The sequence below is a fragment of the Streptosporangium sp. NPDC002607 genome (genome assembly GCF_053592655.1).
This window is the reverse complement of record NZ_JBSFWD010000095.1, coordinates 1-18,774: the sequence shown is the minus strand read 5'-3', so window position 1 is coordinate 18,774 and position 18,774 is coordinate 1. Positions and strand designations below refer to the sequence as shown.

The following is an 18,774-nucleotide window of genomic DNA, read 5'->3' as shown; positions in this document are numbered from 1 at the left end:
GGTCCTGCGGGTCCTGCGGGTCCCTCGGGTCCGATTGCGCCGTCAGCGCCTGCGGGTCCTGCGGGTCCTTCCGGTCCGGGTGCGCCGTCAGCGCCTGCCGGTCCTGCGGGTCCTGCGGGTCCCTCGGGTCCGATTGCGCCATCGGCGCCTGCGGGTCCTGCGGGTCCTTCCGGTCCGGGTGCGCCATCGGCGCCTGCGGGTCCCTCGGGTCCGGGCGCGCCGTCAGCGCCTGCGGGTCCTGCGGGTCCCTCGGGTCCGATTGCACCATCGGCGCCTGCGGGTCCTGCGGGTCCCTCGGGTCCGGGTGCGCCATCGGCGCCTGCGGGTCCTGCGGGTCCTGCGGGTCCGGGTGCGCCATCGGCGCCTGCGGGTCCTGCGGGTCCTGCGGGTCCGGGTGCGCCATCGGCGCCTGCGGGTCCTGCGGGTCCTTCCGGTCCGATTGCGCCGTCAGCGCCTGCCGGTCCTGCGGGTCCTGCGGGTCCTGCGGGTCCCTCGGGTCCGATTGCGCCGTCAGCGCCTGCGGGTCCTGCGGGTCCTTCCGGTCCGGGTGCGCCATCGGCGCCTGCGGGTCCTGCGGGTCCCTCGGGTCCGATTGCGCCGTCAGCGCCTGCGGGTCCTGCGGGTCCCTCGGGTCCTTCGGGCCCGGTTGCGCCGTCGGCGCCTGCGGGTCCTGCCGGTCCTGTGGGTCCTTCCGGTCCTGCGGGACCCTCAGGTCCGGTTGCGCCAGCGGGCCCTCGTGGCCCCACCGGGCCTCTGGGCCCTGCGGGACCAGCAGGACCCTGGACTCCGTCGGGAATCCGGCACAGGAAGATTGGCAGGCCCAGCCACCTGCACAGCGGGATATAAGCCGAACTGTCCGAGGTCGGCTGCGGCTGCAATGCGCCCTGGATGATTGCCTTGGTGCTGGAGAGGTCGCGGGCGTTAACTGTTCCGGGGACGGAGATGAAGCTCGTGCAAATAGTGGAAATCGCCAGAATGCAGGGGTCAACCTGCGTTCCCTTGGCGGATTCGATTCTCTCGGGACGAGCCTGCGCCGAAGTCGAAAGTTGCGAATCGGCTGAAACTGGGACAGGGGAGTGCAGAAGAAGGACGGCCCCGGCGAGCGCGCCGCCCGCAAGGGTCCGTTTCATGAAAATAGACACGTGCGTTGTCTCTCCCGTTGCATTCAGCGAAAACACTGTGCGGCCATTCTTTGAACGCTCGGGAGGTGGCGGGAGAAGTGTCGATCGAATCAGGTGTGGAAGCTTGATGAGGGGCGCGCGTTTCTTTGCTTTCCGTAAATTTGAATCGCCACACAAAAGCCCAACATCCTTGTTGTGGCAATTAATTGGATAAGTGAATTATATTCACTCAAGTCGGATAATGGGCAGACTGGGCGGTGATTGAACGTAGGTCTCGACGCCGCCCGGTACCGGCTGTGGGCCGAGGTCGGAGCCGTCATCGTCACCGTTGAAAACGCCCGCCGGTGGAGCGCGCTCCACCGCCGGGAAGTGCTTGTCGAACACGATCTTCGTACGCCGTACGTGTTACGTTGCGTGATGTGCGCGGCCGGGAGGTTCCCGGTTCGAACGGGGCGAAGTTTTCGTGATCACCCGGAAGGGGCGGAAGGCGGATTCGCGCGGGCGGGCGACCAGCGGGCCGCCGCGTTGCCGTGGCAGCGTTTCCTGCTTTCCCCGGACGGGTACCACCGGCTGGCCACCCACCACCCCGACCGGTCCTGTAGGCGACCGGTGGTGCGGCGGGAAGCCTGCCCGGTACCGTTGTCCGGCACCGGGCAGGCGGGGCGCGGAGCTCGAGAACGAATCGGGAAACGGAGCCTGGTCCCCCCGGCTTCGGTCGTGGGGTGGGTCAGGACGGGATGGGGATGTGGATCCTGGGCAGGCCCTCGGGTTCCTTGCCGGGATAGTCTCCACCCAGCATGGTGGCCACTGTGTAGAGATGCCAGGCCTGGTTGGGCTTCTTGAGGACGGGTTCGGCGAACAGCGCACGAACCTCGTCGGGGTTGACGATGGGTGTCAGCAGGTCGAGGCGACCCAGGACATGGTCGCGTATCAGGCCGGTCAGCTCCGTACCGGGGCTGGTCCGCCAGTTCCAGCCACCGCCGCCGGTTTTCGGCGCGGTCAGCACCTGCGGCCTGCGCTGCCAGGGGTAGTACCGCTTCCCGGCGGTGAACCGCCACGGCTTGCCCTCGATCGGGATGTCCCTGAGCGACGGGGCCAGGACGCCGAGGAGTTCGTAGATGACCTCCTCCGACAGCCGCCAGGTCTGGTCGAGACCCAGCGCGGCGCGGACCACCCGGTTGTCGAGGAAGGGCCAGATCTGGTCGCCCCGGCGCAGCGAGCCCGCCCGCGCCCCCGCGTGCCAGCGGCCGACCTTGTAGGAGATGTACATGTGGTCGAGCGCCTCCAGCGGAGCCCGCTCTCGCCACGGCCCGGCCAGCTCGCGGGCGTGCTCGTTGGCCGTCTCGCTGAACAGCGCCGGATCTCGCAGGAAGGTCACGTCCACCCGGCGGCGCAGCGCTTTCTCCCCCAGGTCGGTCTGGAGCAGCAGCAGGCCGCCGGCCCGCAGGATCTCGCCGCTCTGCCCGGACATGGTCGGCTTGGCGCTGTAGGGGAGGTAACCGACGACCGACTCGTACGCCGATGTCATGCCCTCGCAGGCGCGCAGCGTCTCGTAGGCCCGCGCGAGCGGGTGCTCGACGACGATCGCGTCCTTCTTCTCGGCGCGGGCCGGGGGGATGACGGTGTGCTCGACGTGGAGCGCCTGGGCGACGCGCCCGGCGAGGATCACGTCGGGGTGGGTGTCCAGGCCGTTGGTGGTCGCGCGCAGCGGGATGCCGGCCGCGTGCAGCACCGCGGCGATCAGGCGGCTGTCCCTGCCACCGGTGAGCGCGAGGTTCACCGGTTCCCCCGCCGCGCGCAGCGGCTCCACGGTGGCCAGCAGCGCCTCGGCCAGCTCCCCGACGAGCTCCTTCTTCCGCCTGCGCGACTCCGGTGCCGGCACGGCCGTCGGGAGCGGGGTCGTGGTGATCGTACGGGTGCCGCCCCTGACGGTCACCGACGAGGACGGCGGCAGCGCGCTCACCCCGAGGTAGGGCGTCTCGTCGGACAGGAAGTATCCCTGCCGGACCATCGACTGCAGCGCGAGCACGTCCCAGTCGACGCGCTCGCCGCAGGCGAGATGGACCAGGAGGGCCCGGCTGCCGATCACGTGCACGTCGGGCGTCTCGGCGTAGTAGACCGGGCAGACCCGGTGGATCGCGGTGGCGGCCGACAGCTCGCCCCCAGTGGCCCGGAACACCGAGAAGCACCCGCCGACCGCCTCGCTGTCCAGCGTGATCATGCCCGCCAGCCGGTTCACGTCGTCCGGTGCGGCCAGGTAACCGTTCACCCCGGTCACCCGGTCGTGCTCGGTCATCAGCGGCGGGGGCTGCCGCGAGTCGTCGGGCTCGTTGGTCCAGGCGAACATGGTGATGCCGGGGCGGTGCCACTCGCGCGACCTGATGACCTCCGACGGCACGGGGAACGCGCTGTCGATCACGCTCCTGACACGGTGCAGCATCGCCTCCGGTATTCCGGCTTCCGGATCTTTGGCCGCGAGGCCGAGGTACACGCGCATGACGAAGGATCCTATGTCGCGTTTTTTCGGGACGGCTGGGAGTCCGGCCGGACAGCATGGCCGAGATGAACGAGATGCTGTCACACGCCGTCACCGGTACGGCGACCGTGGCCCGCGGCGTCCGTGACGACCGGCTGGGGCCGCCCACCCCCTGCGAGGACTTCGACGTGCGGGCCCTGCTCGGGCTCAGCGGGCGGGATCCGGCCTGGAAACCCTGATCACGTGCCGAACACGGTTTGCGCTCGCTTGGGTCAAGCTCCCGGCGGGAGGCTGGAAGGAGCCGTCGTAGGGGGTGACACGCATCCCTAGGAGGCGACATGAAGTCACGCCCGCTCGCCGCTGCCCTCGCCGTGATCGTCCTGCTGTCCGCCGCCGCCTGCGGAGGGGCGTCGGACGGGAAGGGAACCGCCAGCCAGCCGATGCCCGAATCCGGCAAGCAGGTCCCGCGCCCCTCCCTCGCGGAAACCGGTGGCCTGGCCACCTCCGGGGTCGAGGACTCCGAGGCCGACGCCGCCAGGCAACGTGACACCGCCGCCGAGCAGATCTCCACCTTCGCCCTCGACGTGGACACCGCCTCGTACGGCTACAGCAGGCGGACCATCCAGGAGGGCAGGTTGCCGGAGCCTGGTCAGGTCCGGCCCGAGGAGTTCGTCAACGCCTTCGCGCAGGACTACCGGGAGCCGGACGACGACGGCTTCACCGTGCACATGGACGGTGCCCGTACGCCGGGGAACGGCGCCGCGCTGCTCCGTGTCGGCCTGCAGACCCGCAGGGCGGATGCGGAGGCCCGGCGCCCGGCGAACCTCACCTTCGTGGTGGACGTGTCCGGTTCCATGAGCGAGTCCGGCAGGATCGACCTGGTCAGGGAGGCCCTGCACAAGCTCGTCGACCAGCTCGGGCCCGGTGACCAGGTCTCCATCGTGGCCTTCAGCGACCGGGCGGACGTCGTCCTGTCCATGACCCCGGCAACCGACAGGGACCGGCTCCATGCCGCCGTCGAGCGCCTCGCCATAGGACAGTCGACGAACCTGGAGGAAGGGCTGACCAGTGGCTACGCGGAGGCCGCGACGAGCTTCAGGGCGGTGGCGGTCAACCGGGTCATCCTGCTCTCCGACGGACTGGCCAACGTCGGTGACACCACCTGGCAGGGCATCCTCGCCCGGGTCGAGGAGGCCGCAGGCAAGAGGATAACCCTGCTGTGCGTCGGTGTCGGCCGCGACTACGGTGACCAGCTGATGGAGCAGCTCGCCGACAACGGGGACGGTGCCGCGGTCTACGTCAGCTCCGTCGACGACGCGCGCAAGGTCTTCGTCGAGCAGCTCGCCACCAACCTCGACCTGCGCGCCCGCGACGCCAAGGCACAGGTCGTGTTCAACCCCTCGGCCGTGGAGTCGTATCGTCTGATCGGCTACGAGAACCGGCGACTCGCGACCGAGGACTTTCGTGACGACGCCAAGGACGGCGGCGAGATCGGCCCCGGTCACTCGGTGACCGCCCTGTACGAGGTGCGGCTGCGCGGCGGGGCGTCGGGTCAGCTGGCCACCGCCACCGTACGCTGGCAGGACCCCGACACCCGCGATCCCGCCGAGGCCACTCACGCCCTCGCGGTCGGTGACCTGGCGGCCTCGCCGTGGCGGGAGTCAGCGCCGAGGTTCCAGGTCGACGTGGTTGCCGTGGGCTTCGCCGAGTATCTCCGCACTGGGGAGGGGATCGCCGGAGCGGACCCCGGGGATCTCGCCGCCCATGCCACCCGGCTGGCCGCGTCCACCGAGGACCCCGCGGTGACCGAGCTCGCCACGCTGATCGAGAAGGCCATGTCGCTAAGGTAGGCACCCGTCCGCGGCCCGCACGCGACCTGCGGCCCCGAGGCGAGCCGGCCCCCGTGGCGGCCCGCCTCGGCGGTTACAGGGTGTGGAGTGATTTCCTATACACTGGCGTGGACGCCGGGCAGGGCCCGGCGACATCGGTTGACACCGAGGGGCTATGGCGCAGTTGGTAGCGCGCCTCCATGGCATGGAGGAGGTCTGGGGTTCGAATCCCCATAGCTCCACTCCTCACGAAGGGCGGCCAGATGGCCGCCCTTCGGTGTTCTCCTGGACGAATCGCTCTCAGTCGAGCTCGTAGTCGAGGTGGAAGGAGTGGGCGCCGTCGTCGTTGACGATCTGCCCCCCGCCCCGGATGCCCAGCAGTTCCCCGGTGCCCGAGTCGGGAAGGATCGTCCAGCTCAGCTCCGACTCCCCGGCGTGTGCCGCGGCCGTGTGGTGGAGTACGAAGGTGCCCTTGCGGCCGTGCGCGGTGCCGGTGAAGCGTTCGAAGCCCGCGTAGGCCGCCGACGTCTCGACCGGGGCGACCGCGGTGATGATGTCCGTGGTGCTGGTGCCGACCAGGTCGCCGTCGAAGGTCTTGGTGATGTGGACGCGGGAGAGCGTGGCACCTTCGGCCTCGTCGTAGGGGTGCGGATCCCAGCTGTCGATGGTGAAGGTTCCGGTGGCACGAGGCATATGTGGGCTCCCTTGGAAGGTCTCAGCTCTTGTGCTCATCCTGGCGCCTATACCTGTCATCTAATGTCAGATACGGGGCTCTCCGTCCGTGACCGCGGCGGCGAGAAGGGGGCGCTCTAGGAAAGGCGCCATTTATCCATGTTCCAGGTGATGGTCGACTGCGCGGGGTTCGGGACGACGTTCTGGAGCGTCTCGTCCCACGCGCTGAGGCCCGGATGCTGGAACAGCGGGATGGTGGCCAGGTCACTCCAGAGCCGCTTCTCTATCTCACCGATGATCGGGTCCTGGGCGGCCAGGTCAACGGTCGAGTTCAACTCCTTGATGAGGAGGTCGACCCGCCTGCTGGAGTAGCAGCCGTTGTTGTTGCCCTTGCTGTGGGCGTCGCACTTCTGCGGCGAGGTGAAGCTGGAGGCCCAGCCACTGACCAGGGCCGAACCCGACCAGGCGAACAGCGCCACGTCGTAGCCGTTGGTCGGCATCACGGTGCCCAGGAAATCCTCGGAGCCCTTGTCGACGACCTTGAATCCGGCCTTGTTACAGGAGTCGATGATGAGCTGCACCGCCGCGGTGCGGCGCGGGTTCGGGGTCTGGTAGCCGATGCTGACCTCCAGCCCCGTCTGGCCGGCTTTCCGCAGCAGTTCCCTGGCACCCGCGATGTCCTGTCGCGTGTACACGTCGGCGCTGCCGCTGGCGGCCACGACCGCGGCGCTGTTGGCCTGGAACGGAGCCACGGTGCGAACCTGCAGGGGCCTGGCCGCGGGTGCGACGGGCTTGATCAGATGGTCGACGATGAGCTGCCTGGGCACGCATCTGGCGAACGCCTCGCGCAGCCTTCTGTCGCGGAACGGGCTGGAGTGGAAGTTGAAGTCCAGGTGCTCGTAGGTGTACTTGTCGGAGGCACTGACCTTCACCCCCCGCAGGGACTGCAACTGCTTGAGCACCTCGGGTCCCGGCTGCGGCTCGACGATCTGGACCTCGCGGTTCTGCAGTGCCTGCGCCTGCTCGTCGAGGGTGATGAAACGCTCGACGATCGTCGGAGTCGCGGCGGGGGTGCCCCACCACCTGTCGTTGGCGATGAAGGTCAGCCGCTGCCCGGCGTCCAGCTTGGAGAGCTTGTACGGTCCCGAGGAGGGGATCAGCCTGGTCTCGGGCAGCCTGCCCTCGGAGACCCAGCCGTCGTTGAAGAACTTGATGCCCTCGGCGAGCTTCTTCGAGTCGGTGTTCTTGACCGCCGCGATGAAGTCCTCCTCGGACAGGCCGTCCTGCTCGGCGACCACGTGGGCGGGCAGCATCTCGGTCGCGCCGGGGCCGCCGGCCACCCAGTCCGCGAACGGCTTGTCGTAGACCAGGGTGAACTCCTTGCCGCCCTTCTCGCAGTCGGGGACCTCGGTGTCCTGGACGCCGTTGGTGTCGGCTGAGGCGAAGCCCTTGACCTTGCCGGACCGGAAGGCCCACCACAGCATGACGTCGTCGCAGTCGATCGGGGTGCCGTCGGACCAGACCGCCTTGGCGTTGATCGTGTACTTGACGCTCAGCGGGTCGTCGGAGATCTTCTCGTAGGTTCCGAAGTCCTTGTCGGGGACGATCGCGCCCTTGTCACCGTAGAACCAGAAACCCGTGAGCACCCGCTGCAGGGGCGCCGCGTTGCGCGTGGCGTTCTCGGCGGTGGTGTTGTTGTTGTAGGAGTGGAACTCCTGCTCGTACGCGTAGGTGATGGTCTCTGCCGGTTGGATCGACTCCGAGCCCGACGCCGTCGGGTCGTCCGTCGGATCGGTGCTCGCGCAGGCGCTGAGCAGGAGCGAGCCGCATGCCAGCAGTGCCAGGATCCCCGCCGGCCTTCGTGTGTGGAACACGGCACACTCCTCTGATCGCCCGTTCTCCGGCCGGTCCCGTAACGGCCCCGCGGAGCGCGAGTGCCGTCGCTCCCGCACGGCCGCGCGGGACCGGAGACCGGCCTCGCGTCTCCCCGTGACCATGCCGGATGCGAGACCCCCAGTTGACGAGAATAGAAAAAACGCAACCTTTGAGCGAATTCTCCCAGTATGTGAGATGGCCATTACCGGGCTCCCGGCGTGCCCGCGTACGGGAAGGGCATCCGCACCGGGAAAAGCGGCGGTACCACCGGAGCAAACATGGCCCGATCCTTGTGGATATTGGCACTCGGGCCACTCGCGCGGAGCGTTTCGCCCCCCCGATTATGGGGCGCATGACAACGACTCTTCGGGCGCCCGAACGTAAGCTGCACCGCGCCTGGATCGTGGCGGGAGTCGCGTTCGTGGCCATCCTCGGCGCGGCCGGGTTCCGGGCGACGCCCGGCGTGCTGATCACACCGCTCCAGGAGGAGTTCGGCTGGTCCCGGGGCACGATCTCGCTGGCCGTCTCGGTCAACCTCATGCTCTACGGGCTGACCGCGCCCTTCGCGGCAGCGCTCATGGACCGTTTCGGAATGCGCAGAGTCGTGACGTACGCCCTGCTGCTGGTCGCCGCGGGCAGCGGGTTGACCATCCTGATGAACGCCCCCTGGCAGCTCGTCCTGTGCTGGGGTGTCCTGGTCGGCCTCGGCACCGGCTCGATGGCCCTGGTCTTCGCCGCGACCCTCACCGAGCGCTGGTTCGTCCGCCACCGCGGCCTCGTCACCGGTGTGCTCACCGCGGGCGGCGCCACCGGGCAACTCGTCTTCCTGCCCGTCCTCGCGCACCTGGCGGCCGACAGTGGCTGGCGGTCGGTCGCCATCACGGTCGCCGTCGCGGCTCTGGCCGTGGTCCCCCTGGTCTGGTTCCTGCTGCGTGACCGGCCTGAGGACGTGGGCACCACGGCTCTGGGCGCCGGCCCCGCCGCACCCCCGGCGGTGCGGCCCGCGCGGACCGGTGGCGCCGCCTCGCGGGCCCTCGGCGTGCTGTGGAGCGCCGCGCGTACGCGCCCCTTCTGGCTGCTCGCAGGGGGGTTCGCGATCTGCGGGATGAGCACCAACGGCCTGGTGGGCACCCATTTCATCCCCGCCGCCCACGACCACGGCATGGCCGAGCCGGTCGCCGCCGGGCTGCTCGCGCTGGTCGGGATCTTCGACGTGGTCGGCACCGTGGCGTCCGGGTGGCTGAGCGACAAGATCGACTCGCGCGTCCTCCTCGGCGCCTACTACGGGCTGCGGGGCCTGTCGTTGATGGCCCTGCCAAGCCTGTTCGGGGCCACCGCCGAGCCCAGCATGCTGGTCTTCATCATCTTCTACGGCCTCGACTGGGTGGCCACGGTCCCGCCGACCGTCGCCCTGTGCCGCCAGATCTACGGTCCCGACGGGGCTGTGGTGTTCGGCTGGGTCTTCGCCTCCCACCAGATCGGCGCGGCGGTCGCCGCGGTCGCCGCGGGAGTCACCCGTGACCACTTCGGCGCCTACGATCTCGCCTGGTACGCCGCGGGGTCGCTCTGCTTCGCCGCCGCGCTCATGTCGGTGGTCATCACCAGGAAGCAGGCATCCTTGAAGGTCTGACCACCTCCCTGTCCGGAAGGGACGGGCAGCCAGGCCACGGCCGCCGGGTGGACAGGTGTGGAAGGTACTCGTTCCCGAAGTGTGATGGGGATCCCGCACGGGAAAACCGGATTTGTCGTACGCTCCCGATCGTGCTCGATGGGTTGGGTGGGACTCAGGGGACCCGGGAGACGGGTCCCGCGCCGACATATGTGACCGCCGAGGCGGAGACGTCGGAGTTGCCGAAAATCGTGGTGGAGAGCCCCCCGAAACCATCGGACTCACCGGTGAAGCGGTCCCGTATCGGCGACCTGCCGATGCGAGTGATCTACCGCATCCTGGCCGTGGGCGTCGCGCTGGTCCTGGCCGCCGTCGCGGCCGTGGTCGGTTTCGTCTCCTCGGGCTCCTCAGATCAACCGGGCGGGGGAAAGACGGGGCAGATCGCCGCGCCATCTGCCGCGCCACCCTCGCCCGGTCCAGGCTCGCCGGAGCCGTCGACCCCGGTGTCAGCCCCGGCGTCCGCCTCGGCGTCGGAGCAGGCGTCCCCGTCGGAGAGTCCTGCCGAGACGGCCTCTCCGTCCCCCTCGCCCGAGGGCTGGGAGCCGGCCCCCGACCGCAGCGCCGTCATCGCGGCCCTCGCCGACCCCCGGGTGCCCGAACTGCCGCGTGACAAGCGGCTCGGCCGGCTCCCCGGCAAGGCGTACAAGAGCAAGCGCCGCATCGAGGACGACAGGTCGGGGGTGTCGCTGATCCGTTTCGGCAAGCCCTGGAAGGTCTTCGGCGCGTCGCCGTTCTCCACCAAGCAGGTGCTGCCGAAGGTGAAGGGGATCGCTCACCGGGCGATGCTCGTGAGCTGTCCGGTGCCGATCCTGGTGCAGCGGAAGGCGAAGGACACCGCGCTGCTGGCGGCCCGGTGGACACTCAACCACCACCCCAAGGGCAGCAGGATCGCCTGGGTCGCCTCGCAGCCGATCAAGGACGGCTGGCTGCTCGCCTACCGGGTGAAGTACAAGATCAAGAGCAAGACGCGCTCCTCCATGGCCGCCCTCGCCGTGGTCGATGCTCCCGGAGCCAAGCCCGCGATGCTCTTCGTGACGATCCCCGACACCCAGAGCAAGCGCTGGCGCGATATCAACACCGCGGTCTCCTCCCTCAGATTGAAGTAAGCCCCATCTGGGCAGGAATCGCCATATCTATGTGATCTGGTGAAACTCGGGGGAATTTCACGGCAGGCCGCTCCATCGCCATCCGCGCGACGACCTCCCGCCCGCTCGCCGGGCGCGAGGTTCCGGGTTCGGGGCGCAGGCGAAGGACGGCCTCGGTTCGAGAGCCCGGACTGAGCCGGGTGTCCTGGGCATCCGTCCAGGCAGGCTCCCCCAGCCGTCGAGGGGGAAGTCTTGAAGCGACCGGCGTCTCAGGAACGCAAGGGGTCTGACCAGGACACGGCCGACAAGCAGCGCAAATCCAAGCCCTGGCGGTCCGAGGGCCTGCCCGACGGGCCGCCCGCCCCGCAGCGCCCGAGGATCAACTGGGTGCGTTTCCTGGTGACCATGCTCATCGTCTACGCGGGCTTCTTCGTCGTCTCCTCGTTCTTCGGCGAGGTCACCGAGCCGATCTCCTACACCCAGTTCACCGGTCAGGTGCGGGCGGGGAACGTCAAGGACATCTACGCCACGGGTACCTCGATCCAGGGCACCCTCAAAAAGCCCGCCCGCGACCCCGACAGCGGCAACGCCGAGTACGACAAGTTCTCCACCGAGATACCGGTCTTCGCCGACCAGGCCGCCCTCTACCGGCAGCTCACCGCGACGGGCGTGAACATCAAGGCCGAGCCCGTCGGCGGCCGGAGTTTCCTGTCCAACCTGCTGCTCTCCCTGCTGCCGGTCCTGCTGCTGGCGGGCCTGTGGGTCTGGTTCATACGGCGCTCGGCGTCCGCGATGGGCGAAGGGCTGGGCGGTCTCGGCGGGCTCGGTGGCCTCGGCAGGTCGAAGGCGGCCAAGCCGGTGGAACCGGCCAAGGTCCGGGTCGACTTCGACGACGTCGCGGGCATCGACGAGGTCGAGAACGAGGTGGCCGAGGTGGTCGACTACCTCAAGGACCCCGACAAGTACCGGAGGCTGGGGGCGAAGCTGCCCAAGGGGGTGCTGCTCACCGGGCCGCCGGGCACCGGCAAGACACTCCTCGCCCGCGCCGTGGCGGGCGAGGCGGACGTGCCCTTCTTCTCGGCGAGCGCCTCGGAGTTCATCGAGATGATCGTGGGGGTCGGCGCCTCGCGGGTACGCGAGCTGTTCGACGAGGCTCGCAAGGTCGCACCGTCGATCATCTTCATCGACGAGATCGACGCGATCGGCAGGGTCCGTGGCGGCAGCACCATCGGTGGCCACGACGAGCGCGAGCAGACTCTCAACCAGATCCTCACCGAGATGGACGGCTTCACCGGTTCCGAGGGCGTCATCGTGATCGCCGCCTCCAACCGGGCGGAGGTCCTCGACCCGGCGCTGCTCCGTCCTGGCCGGTTCGACCGTACCGTCGTGGTGTCGGTGCCGGATGTCGAGGGGCGGCTGGCGATCCTCCGGGTCCACAGCAGGGGTGTGCCGCTCGCCGACGACGTGGACCTGGAGCGGCTGGCCAGGACCACCCCCGGCATGACCGGTGCCGACCTGGCCAACCTGGTCAACGAGGCGGCGCTGCTCGCCGCCAAGCGCGGCCACGACAGGGTGCGCGCCCCCGACTTCGCCGACGCGCTGGAGAAGATCCTGCTCGGTGCGGCCCGCGCCGTCGTGATCCCGCAGGAGGAGCGCAGACGCACCGCCTACCACGAGGCCGGCCACGCGCTCCTCGGTATGCTCCAGCCCGGCGCCGACCCGGTCAGGAAGGTGTCGATCATCCCGCGTGGGCGGGCGCTCGGTGTCACGCTCTCCACGCCCGACACCGACAAGTACGCCTACGACGAGAAATACCTGCGCGACCGGATCGTCGGTGCCCTCGGCGGCATGGCGGCGGAGCAGGTCGTCTACGGGGTGATCACCACCGGCTCGGAGAACGACCTGGAGCAGGTCACCGTGATCGCCCGCGGCATGGTCGGCCGCTGGGGCATGTCCGCCAGGATCGGCCCGCTGAGCGTGCTGCCCGGCGCCGCCGACGGCCAGCCCGCCGCCGCCCCCGACACCCTCGCCGCGGTGGACCAGGAGGTCCGGCGCATCGTGGACGAGTGCTACGAGGTCGCCATGGCGGTCCTGGAGGAGAACCGTGAGCGCCTGGACGGCATCGTCACGGCCCTGCTGGAGCACGAGACCCTCGGCGAGGCGGAGGCGTACGCCGCCGCGGGCCTTCCGCGGGGCGCCGCCCCTGGACTTCCCCCTTCGGGACCGCCCCCGCAGCTCCCGCCCTCGCCCCACGCCTGACCCGCGAGCCGCCGCCTGGGCACGCTGCCCGCGGCCTTTGACCGGACGCCCGGCCTGCGGAGGCCTTCGCCCGCGGCGAGGGGACGGCGGGAGCCGCGCTAGGCTCGATCGGCGTGACCCAGATCGTTCTCGCCTCCGCGTCCCCTGCCCGCCTCGCCCTGCTCCGCAGCGCCGGACTCGATCCAGGAGTGATCGTCAGCGGTGTGGACGAGGAGGCCGTCACCGCCGACAGCCCGAGCGAACTCTGTCTCGCGCTGGCCCGCGCGAAGGCGGCTGTGGTGGCCAAGGGCCTGACCGACGGTCTGGTCATCGGCTGCGACTCGGTGCTGGAGCTCGACGGCCGGGCCTACGGCAAGCCGTCCTCTCCGGCGGAGGCGGTCGCCCGCTGGCGGGGCATGCGCGGCCGCGAGGGCCGTCTGCTCACCGGCCACTGCGTGATCGACGCCGCGGACGGGCGCGAGGTGGCGGAGGTGGGCGCGACGGTCGTGCGTTTCGGCACCGCCACCGACGACGAGATCGCCGCCTACGTCGCCACCGGCGAGCCTCTCCACGTGGCCGGAGCCTTCACCCTGGACGGCCGCGGCGGCTGGTTCGTCGACGGCATCGACGGCGACCACGGCAACGTCCTGGGCATCTCCCTGCCCCTGCTGCGCCGCCTCTTCGCGGCCCTCGGCGTCTCCGTACCCGGCCTCTGGCAGCGCGCCTGACGTCCACGACCCGGCCCGTGTCCGCTTTCGCCCGTAAGGGCTATGAGGAGCAGTCCCGGTTGACGTCCGATCCCGATAATCTTCCGCCATGGGTCATTTCCGCTCCTTTCTGGACGGCATAGGGTTCTTCTTCCAGGGACTGCGCTGGGTCGCGCGATATCCGCGCTGGTGGCTGTTCGGGTTGATCCCGGCGCTGATCGCGTTCGTCCTCTACGCGGTCGGCCTCTACTTCCTCGGCAAGAACGCGCTGGACATCGCCGCGTGGGGCACGCCGTTCGCCGACGGATGGAGTGAGGCGGCGCGGACCGCGCTGCGCGCGCTGGTCGGGCTGGTGCTCTTCGGCGCGGGGCTGGTCCTGGCCGTGGTGACCTTCACGGCGGTCACCCTCATCCTGGGCGATCCCTTCTACGAGAAGCTCTCCGAGAAGGTGGAGGAGACCTACGGGGAGGTGCCGACAGGGTACGAACTCCCGCTGTGGAAGTCGATCCCCAGAGCCATCAGGGACAGTCTGGTCACCCTCGGCTGGCTGTTGCTGTTCACGATCCCGCTGTTCTTCCTCGGCTTCGTGCCGGTGGTCGGGCAGACGGTGGTTCCGGTCCTGGGCGCCCTGGTCTCGGGTTTCTTCCTCACGATCGAGCTGACCGCACTGGCCCTGGAGCGCAGGGGACTGGCGCGCAAGAGCCGCTTCGGCCTGCTTCGCGCGAACAAGGCCCCCGCGCTCGGCTTCGGGGTCCTGCTCTTCCTGCTCTTCCTCGTCCCGTTCGTCGCGATCATCGCGATGCCTCCCGCCGTGGCCGGTGCGGCCATCATGGTCCGCACCCGGCTGGCCCCGCCCCTCCTGTCGGCGGAGAGGACGGGATGAGAGGCGCCTGAGGAGGCGCCCGGCCGTCGCGCGCCTCGCCCCGGGCGCCGCGATCGCGTGAGGGGGACGGTCCGGCTGTGGACGGCCGCACGTTCCGTCCACAGAAAGGAGTTCGGGCCGAAAGACACGGGAGCGGGTCCGGGAGGCTTCCGGCCATGACAACAGAGAGCCCGGACTCGCCCGAGTCCCTGTTCCCGCCGGTTTCCCAGCCCCGGCTCCTGCTCGGCTCCACCGAAGACGTCCTGGGCGCGGTCCCCTACCTGCTGGGGTTCCATCCCGCGGAGAGCCTGGTCGTCATCGGCCTCACGGGTGGTCTGCCCAGGAGCAGGCTGCACCTCACCGTCCGATGGGACCTGCCCCTGGCGTCCGGCGGTCTCGGCGACATCGTTCCGCTCTTCCGGAAGGAGGACGTCACGCAGGTCGTCATGGTCGGCTATGGTCCAGGCCCGCTGGTGACCCCGGCCATCGACGAGGCCGGTGCACTGTTCCGCAGGGGCGGCCTCACCGTCGTCGACGCGCTCCGGGTGGAGGACGGCCGTTACTGGTCGTACGGCTGCTCACGGACCGACTGCTGTCCCGTCGAAGGCGTGCCGTACGAGCGGCGGGCCACCGTCGTCGCGGCCGAGGCGATCCTGCACGGACTGGTCGCGTGGCCGGACAGGCAGGCACTGGAGCGCTCACTCGACCCGGTCACCGGGACCGCGCGGGTGGCCATGCGTGAGGCGACGGGCCGCCTCATGGAGGAGTTGAGCGGCAGGCTCGCCGGATGTCGTGACGCCGACGGGCTCGCGGTGGAGTTCGTCGCGGAGGGGGTGACCAGGGTCCGCGAGGCGATCGCCACCTACGCCTCGGGCGACCGGCTCGACGACGATCAGGCGGCCAGACTGGGGCTGGACCTGGCGGTGATCAGGGTTCGCGACGAGGCGTGGGCGCTGGTCACCGACGACGGGCATGACGCGCATCTCAAGCTCTGGCACGACCTCACCCGGAGGCTGGAACCGAGGTTCGTGCCCCCGGCCGCCTCGCTGCTCGGCCTGGTCGCCTGGCGGCGGGGCGACTCCGCGCTGGCGGGCGTCGCCCTCACCCGGGCGCTTGAGGCCGATCCCGGCTACTCGATGGCTCACCTGCTCATGCACGCGATCCACCACCTGGTCCCGCCACACGCCCTCAACGACAGGATGCCCAGCCCCGAGGAGCTGGACCAGGAGATGGGCAGCCCCAAGATGGCCTGGCTGCTCCCGATGGCCGCGTTGCTGGAAGAACCCGGTGGCCCCGCGCACGATGCGACCACCGGGTTCCTGGCTCAACCCTCCGCGCGCTTCTGGCGCTCGTTGTAGGCCCTCATCCGGGGGGGATAGCCGGTCAGTTGCACGTCGTAGACGGGCAGGGCCAGGTCGCGGGCCACCTTGCGAATCACCGCGGGGGAGCCGACCCGGCGCCGGGTCCATTCGCCGTCGTCGGCGACGGCCACCGCCGTGGTGTCGGTCGCGAACGTCTCCGGCTCGACGTAGAACTCCACGCCCCGGCGTGACTTCGCGAAGGCGATGAGCGTCTCGATGTCGGCGTCGGTGGCATCGCGGTCGAACTTGGCGATTTTCGGCCCGCGCTTGCGCCTCAACCCATAGCGATCTCGCCATCTCATGTCTCTTTGTATACCTCTCCTGCTCGATCCGCGGTGCAAGGCCAAGGGTCGGTTTCAGGGGCCTATAGGGGTTCATCCTGATATACGGGGCCGACAATCTGGACGAGCATTGAGGTCGAAGAGGCGACGAAAGGGTATCGGTCTCATGGCAGGCACAACGGCATCGGTGGGTCAGTGGCACGGGGAGTGCCGGTGAGCGGCCCTGGGCCCGGTCACGCGGAGCTCCGGGTCAGCAACCAGGATCGTGAGCGGGTGGTCGAGCACGTCCAGGCCGCCTATGCGGAGGGAAGGCTCGACAAAGCCGAGTTCGACGACAGGCTGGAGCGGGCGATGACGGCCCGCGTGCACGGCGACCTCATGCCGATCATGAACGAGCTGTACGGTACGCAGCCGGTCCGGCCCGCGTTCCAGCCGCCGGTCACGCCCCAGGCGGCGTACGGCCACCATGGGCACCTCGGCAGGCGGGGCGGCGACACCGGAGCGGAGCGTCTGGGCGCGGCGGCGGCGCACATGCTCCCGCTGGTCGGCCTGCCCGTCCTCGGCCCGGTGGTCATGATGCTCACCGCGGGCAAGACCTCGTCCTACATCCGGGCACACGCGGTGGAGGCTCTCAACTTCCAGCTGACGCTGATCGCGGCCACCATCGTGCTGGCGATCACGGTGGTCGGCGTCGTCCTGACGCCGCTGCTCTGGATCGGCGGCGTGGTGCTGTCCGTCATCGGTGGCGTCGCGGCGATGGGCGACGGAGACTTCCGCTACCCCCTCACGCTGCGCCTCGTGAAGTGACCCGGTGAAGGCCGGGAGGCGTCAGAGCATGAGGGAGCGGACCATGTCGACGGTGTCGGCCTGGTCCGCCGTCTTGTCGGGGCGGTAGCGGATGACCCTGGCGAAGCGCAGAGCCATGCCGCCGGGGTAGCGGCTCGACTGCTGCACGCCGTCGAAGGCGATCTCGACGACCAGCTCGGGGCGGACGGTGACCGTCCAGCCGTCGGTGGGGCCCTCGGCGATGCCGAGGAAGCGGTCGGTCTGCCAGGCGAGCAGCTCGTCGGTCAGGCCCTTGAAGGTCTTGCCGAGCATGACGAACCCGCCACGCGGGTCGCGGGCGCCCAGATGCAGGTTGGAGAGCCTGCCCTCGCGGCGGCCATGGCCCCATTCGGCGGCCAGGACGACGAGGTCGAGCGTGTGCCGGGGCTTCACCTTGATCCAGCCGGCTCCGCGCCTCCCGGCGGCGTAGGGCGTCAGGAGCGACTTGACCACCACGCCCTCGTGACCGCCCCTGATCGCGTCCTTGAAGAACGCCTCGCCGTCCGCGACGTCGCCGGTGACAAGACGCGGGGTCACCAGCTCCGGGGGCACGGCCGCGGCCAGGGCCGCGTGACGGTCCGCACCCGGCAGGTCGAGCAGGTCGGCGCCGTCGACCCGCAGCGCGTCGAAGAAGAAGACGCTCAAGGGGGTCTTCTCACGCGCTCGCGGCACGTCGGTGCGGCTGGACACGCGGCCGGAGGTGACCTGGAAGGGCTCGGGGCGGCCGTCGGGGCGCAGCGCGATGACCTCGCCGTCGAGAACCAGGTCGCTGGAGGGCAGGGTGCTCACCGCCTCGACCAGCTCGGGCACCTGGGTGGTGATGTCGTCGAGGGCGCGGGTGAAGACGGACACCCGGTCGCCGGAGCGATGTGCCTGGACCCTGACCCCGTCGAGCTTCCACTCGACGGCGACCGGGCCGCCGAGCTTGCCGAACGCGGTCGCGACGGAGGTGGCGCTCTGGGCCAGCATCGGCGACACCGGCCGGCAGACCTCCAGGTGAAAGGCGCGCAGCGCCTCGACCCCGCCCGCCAGGGCGGCGGCACCGACGGCGGGAAGCCAGCCGCGAAGCGTCAGCGCCCGCCTGACCTCGGCGGCCGGCACCCCGGCGGCCTTCGCCACGGCCTCGATCATCACCCCTTCGAGCGCGCCCTGGCGCAGTTCGCCCCTGAGCAGGCGTGACAGGAAGACCTGTTCCTGGCGGGTGAGGGCGCCGAACAGCTCGGCGACGAGTGTCCTGCGTGCGCTCTGCGAGCCGGGACCGGCCAGGGACTTGACGCGGTCGAGGAGGTCGTGGACCTCGCGCAGGGTGGCGGTGGCGGCCAGCCGGGGCTCGGGCGGATCCTGCAGGCTCGTCCAGCCCACGCCGACGTTGCGCTGCGGCAGCTCTCCGGAGAGGTAGGCGATGGCGATCTCCGCCTCGTCCGGCTCGACCCGGCCGAGCAGCTCCGCGAGATGCGCGGTCTTCGCCAGCCGGGCGGAGCCGGCGGCCACGGCCGCCGAGGTGCGCGCGAGGTCGATCAACAACACAGTGGCCAGCCTAAGAGCTGTAAGCGACATTTCGGTGAGAGGGGGGCCTGCTTTTCACCGGAATCGCAGCGTGGGGGCCCTGTCGTTCACGATGGCGAGGAGGTGAGGTCCCCGGCGTGGGTCGCCCTCCCTGAAAGCATGCGCGAAAGCGGGGTGGGCGGGCCGCCCCGTCACCGAAGAACTTCGGTGACGGGGCGCCGGAAAAGTGGAACACCAAAGCCAGGTGGGGTGCCACCCAGCGCCACA

General features: G+C 70.0%; 14 protein-coding genes, 1 tRNA gene and 1 pseudogene. 10 read left to right on the top strand and 6 right to left on the bottom strand.

From position 1 onward, the window contains the following. A pseudogene (locus ACWD3H_RS45805) lies at positions 1-556 on the bottom strand (hypothetical protein); the annotation flags it as partial. Positions 557-1,848: 1,292 nt separating this feature from the next. Then, positions 1,849-3,618, bottom strand: a complete 1,770-nt coding sequence (locus ACWD3H_RS45800; protein ID WP_451959515.1) for an asparagine synthase-related protein — start codon at positions 3,616-3,618, stop codon at positions 1,849-1,851. A gap of 65 nt (positions 3,619-3,683) precedes the next feature. Between ACWD3H_RS45800 and ACWD3H_RS45795 the strand changes: the two genes are divergently transcribed. From ACWD3H_RS45795 to ACWD3H_RS45785, 3 genes are all read left to right on the top strand, one after another. Next, positions 3,684-3,836 (top strand): hypothetical protein, encoded by a 153-nt coding sequence (locus ACWD3H_RS45795; RefSeq protein ID WP_355566121.1) that lies wholly within the window; start codon positions 3,684-3,686, stop codon positions 3,834-3,836. 99 nt (positions 3,837-3,935) lie between these two features. Continuing rightward, positions 3,936-5,447, top strand: coding sequence for a YfbK domain-containing protein (locus ACWD3H_RS45790; protein WP_451959514.1), 1,512 nt, complete (start codon positions 3,936-3,938; stop codon positions 5,445-5,447). Positions 5,448-5,595: 148 nt separating this feature from the next. Beyond that, a tRNA-Ala gene (locus ACWD3H_RS45785) sits at positions 5,596-5,668 on the top strand. Between the two features lie 58 nt (positions 5,669-5,726). Here ACWD3H_RS45785 and ACWD3H_RS45780 read toward each other — a convergent pair. Continuing rightward, positions 5,727-6,119 (bottom strand): DUF3224 domain-containing protein, encoded by a 393-nt coding sequence (locus ACWD3H_RS45780; RefSeq protein WP_355566115.1) that lies wholly within the window; start codon positions 6,117-6,119, stop codon positions 5,727-5,729. 116 nt (positions 6,120-6,235) lie between these two features. Continuing rightward, on the bottom strand, positions 6,236-7,972 hold the full coding sequence (locus tag ACWD3H_RS45775) for an ABC transporter family substrate-binding protein (protein WP_451959513.1): 1,737 nt from the start codon (positions 7,970-7,972) through the stop codon (positions 6,236-6,238). Between the two features lie 353 nt (positions 7,973-8,325). Between ACWD3H_RS45775 and ACWD3H_RS45770 the strand changes: the two genes are divergently transcribed. From ACWD3H_RS45770 to ACWD3H_RS45745, 6 genes are all read left to right on the top strand, one after another. Next, positions 8,326-9,603, top strand: a complete 1,278-nt coding sequence (locus tag ACWD3H_RS45770) for an MFS transporter (RefSeq protein ID WP_451959512.1) — start codon at positions 8,326-8,328, stop codon at positions 9,601-9,603. 131 nt (positions 9,604-9,734) lie between these two features. Beyond that, the gene (locus ACWD3H_RS45765) at positions 9,735-10,748 is read left to right on the top strand and encodes a hypothetical protein (RefSeq protein WP_451959511.1); all 1,014 of its coding nucleotides are present in this window, start codon (positions 9,735-9,737) and stop codon (positions 10,746-10,748) included. A 231-nt stretch (positions 10,749-10,979) separates the two neighbouring features. Then, complete coding sequence (gene ftsH, locus ACWD3H_RS45760) at positions 10,980-12,986, top strand: ATP-dependent zinc metalloprotease FtsH (RefSeq protein ID WP_451959510.1); 2,007 nt, start codon at positions 10,980-10,982, stop codon at positions 12,984-12,986. A gap of 113 nt (positions 12,987-13,099) precedes the next feature. Further along, positions 13,100-13,693, top strand: a complete 594-nt coding sequence (locus tag ACWD3H_RS45755; protein WP_451959509.1) for a Maf family protein — start codon at positions 13,100-13,102, stop codon at positions 13,691-13,693. Positions 13,694-13,781: 88 nt separating this feature from the next. Next, positions 13,782-14,555, top strand: coding sequence for an EI24 domain-containing protein (locus ACWD3H_RS45750; RefSeq protein WP_451959508.1), 774 nt, complete (start codon positions 13,782-13,784; stop codon positions 14,553-14,555). A gap of 155 nt (positions 14,556-14,710) precedes the next feature. Next, positions 14,711-15,892 carry a DUF4192 domain-containing protein gene (locus tag ACWD3H_RS45745; RefSeq protein WP_451959507.1) on the top strand — a complete coding sequence of 394 codons (1,182 nt, stop codon included), beginning with the start codon at positions 14,711-14,713 and terminating at the stop codon, positions 15,890-15,892. Here the strand turns inward: ACWD3H_RS45745 and ACWD3H_RS45740 are convergent. After that, a complete protein-coding gene (locus ACWD3H_RS45740) occupies positions 15,859-16,197 on the bottom strand; it encodes a hypothetical protein (RefSeq protein WP_350928959.1) in 339 nt (112 codons plus the stop codon). The genes ACWD3H_RS45745 and ACWD3H_RS45740 overlap by 34 nt on opposite strands. A gap of 192 nt (positions 16,198-16,389) precedes the next feature. On the opposite strand from ACWD3H_RS45740, the gene ACWD3H_RS45735 reads away from it, so the two are divergent. Then, complete coding sequence (locus ACWD3H_RS45735; protein ID WP_451959506.1) at positions 16,390-16,983, top strand: DUF4870 domain-containing protein; 594 nt, start codon at positions 16,390-16,392, stop codon at positions 16,981-16,983. Between the two features lie 21 nt (positions 16,984-17,004). On the opposite strand, the gene ACWD3H_RS45730 is transcribed toward ACWD3H_RS45735, so the two are convergent. Continuing rightward, positions 17,005-18,528 carry an ATP-dependent DNA ligase gene (locus ACWD3H_RS45730; protein ID WP_451959505.1) on the bottom strand — a complete coding sequence of 508 codons (1,524 nt, stop codon included), beginning with the start codon at positions 18,526-18,528 and terminating at the stop codon, positions 17,005-17,007. Between the last annotated feature and the right edge of the window lie 246 nt (positions 18,529-18,774).

Coding starts and splice junctions, on each gene's coding strand:
- ACWD3H_RS45740 (WP_350928959.1), bottom strand. CDS start 16,197: ATGAGATGGCGAGATCGCTATGGGTTGAGGCGCAAGCGCGGGCCGAAA.
- ACWD3H_RS45780 (WP_355566115.1), bottom strand. CDS start 6,119: ATGCCTCGTGCCACCGGAACCTTCACCATCGACAGCTGGGATCCGCAC.
- ACWD3H_RS45770 (WP_451959512.1), top strand. CDS start 8,326: ATGACAACGACTCTTCGGGCGCCCGAACGTAAGCTGCACCGCGCCTGG.
- ACWD3H_RS45790 (WP_451959514.1), top strand. CDS start 3,936: ATGAAGTCACGCCCGCTCGCCGCTGCCCTCGCCGTGATCGTCCTGCTG.
- ACWD3H_RS45750 (WP_451959508.1), top strand. CDS start 13,782: ATGGGTCATTTCCGCTCCTTTCTGGACGGCATAGGGTTCTTCTTCCAG.
- ACWD3H_RS45745 (WP_451959507.1), top strand. CDS start 14,711: ATGACAACAGAGAGCCCGGACTCGCCCGAGTCCCTGTTCCCGCCGGTT.
- ACWD3H_RS45795 (WP_355566121.1), top strand. CDS start 3,684: ATGAACGAGATGCTGTCACACGCCGTCACCGGTACGGCGACCGTGGCC.
- ACWD3H_RS45800 (WP_451959515.1), bottom strand. CDS start 3,618: ATGCGCGTGTACCTCGGCCTCGCGGCCAAAGATCCGGAAGCCGGAATA.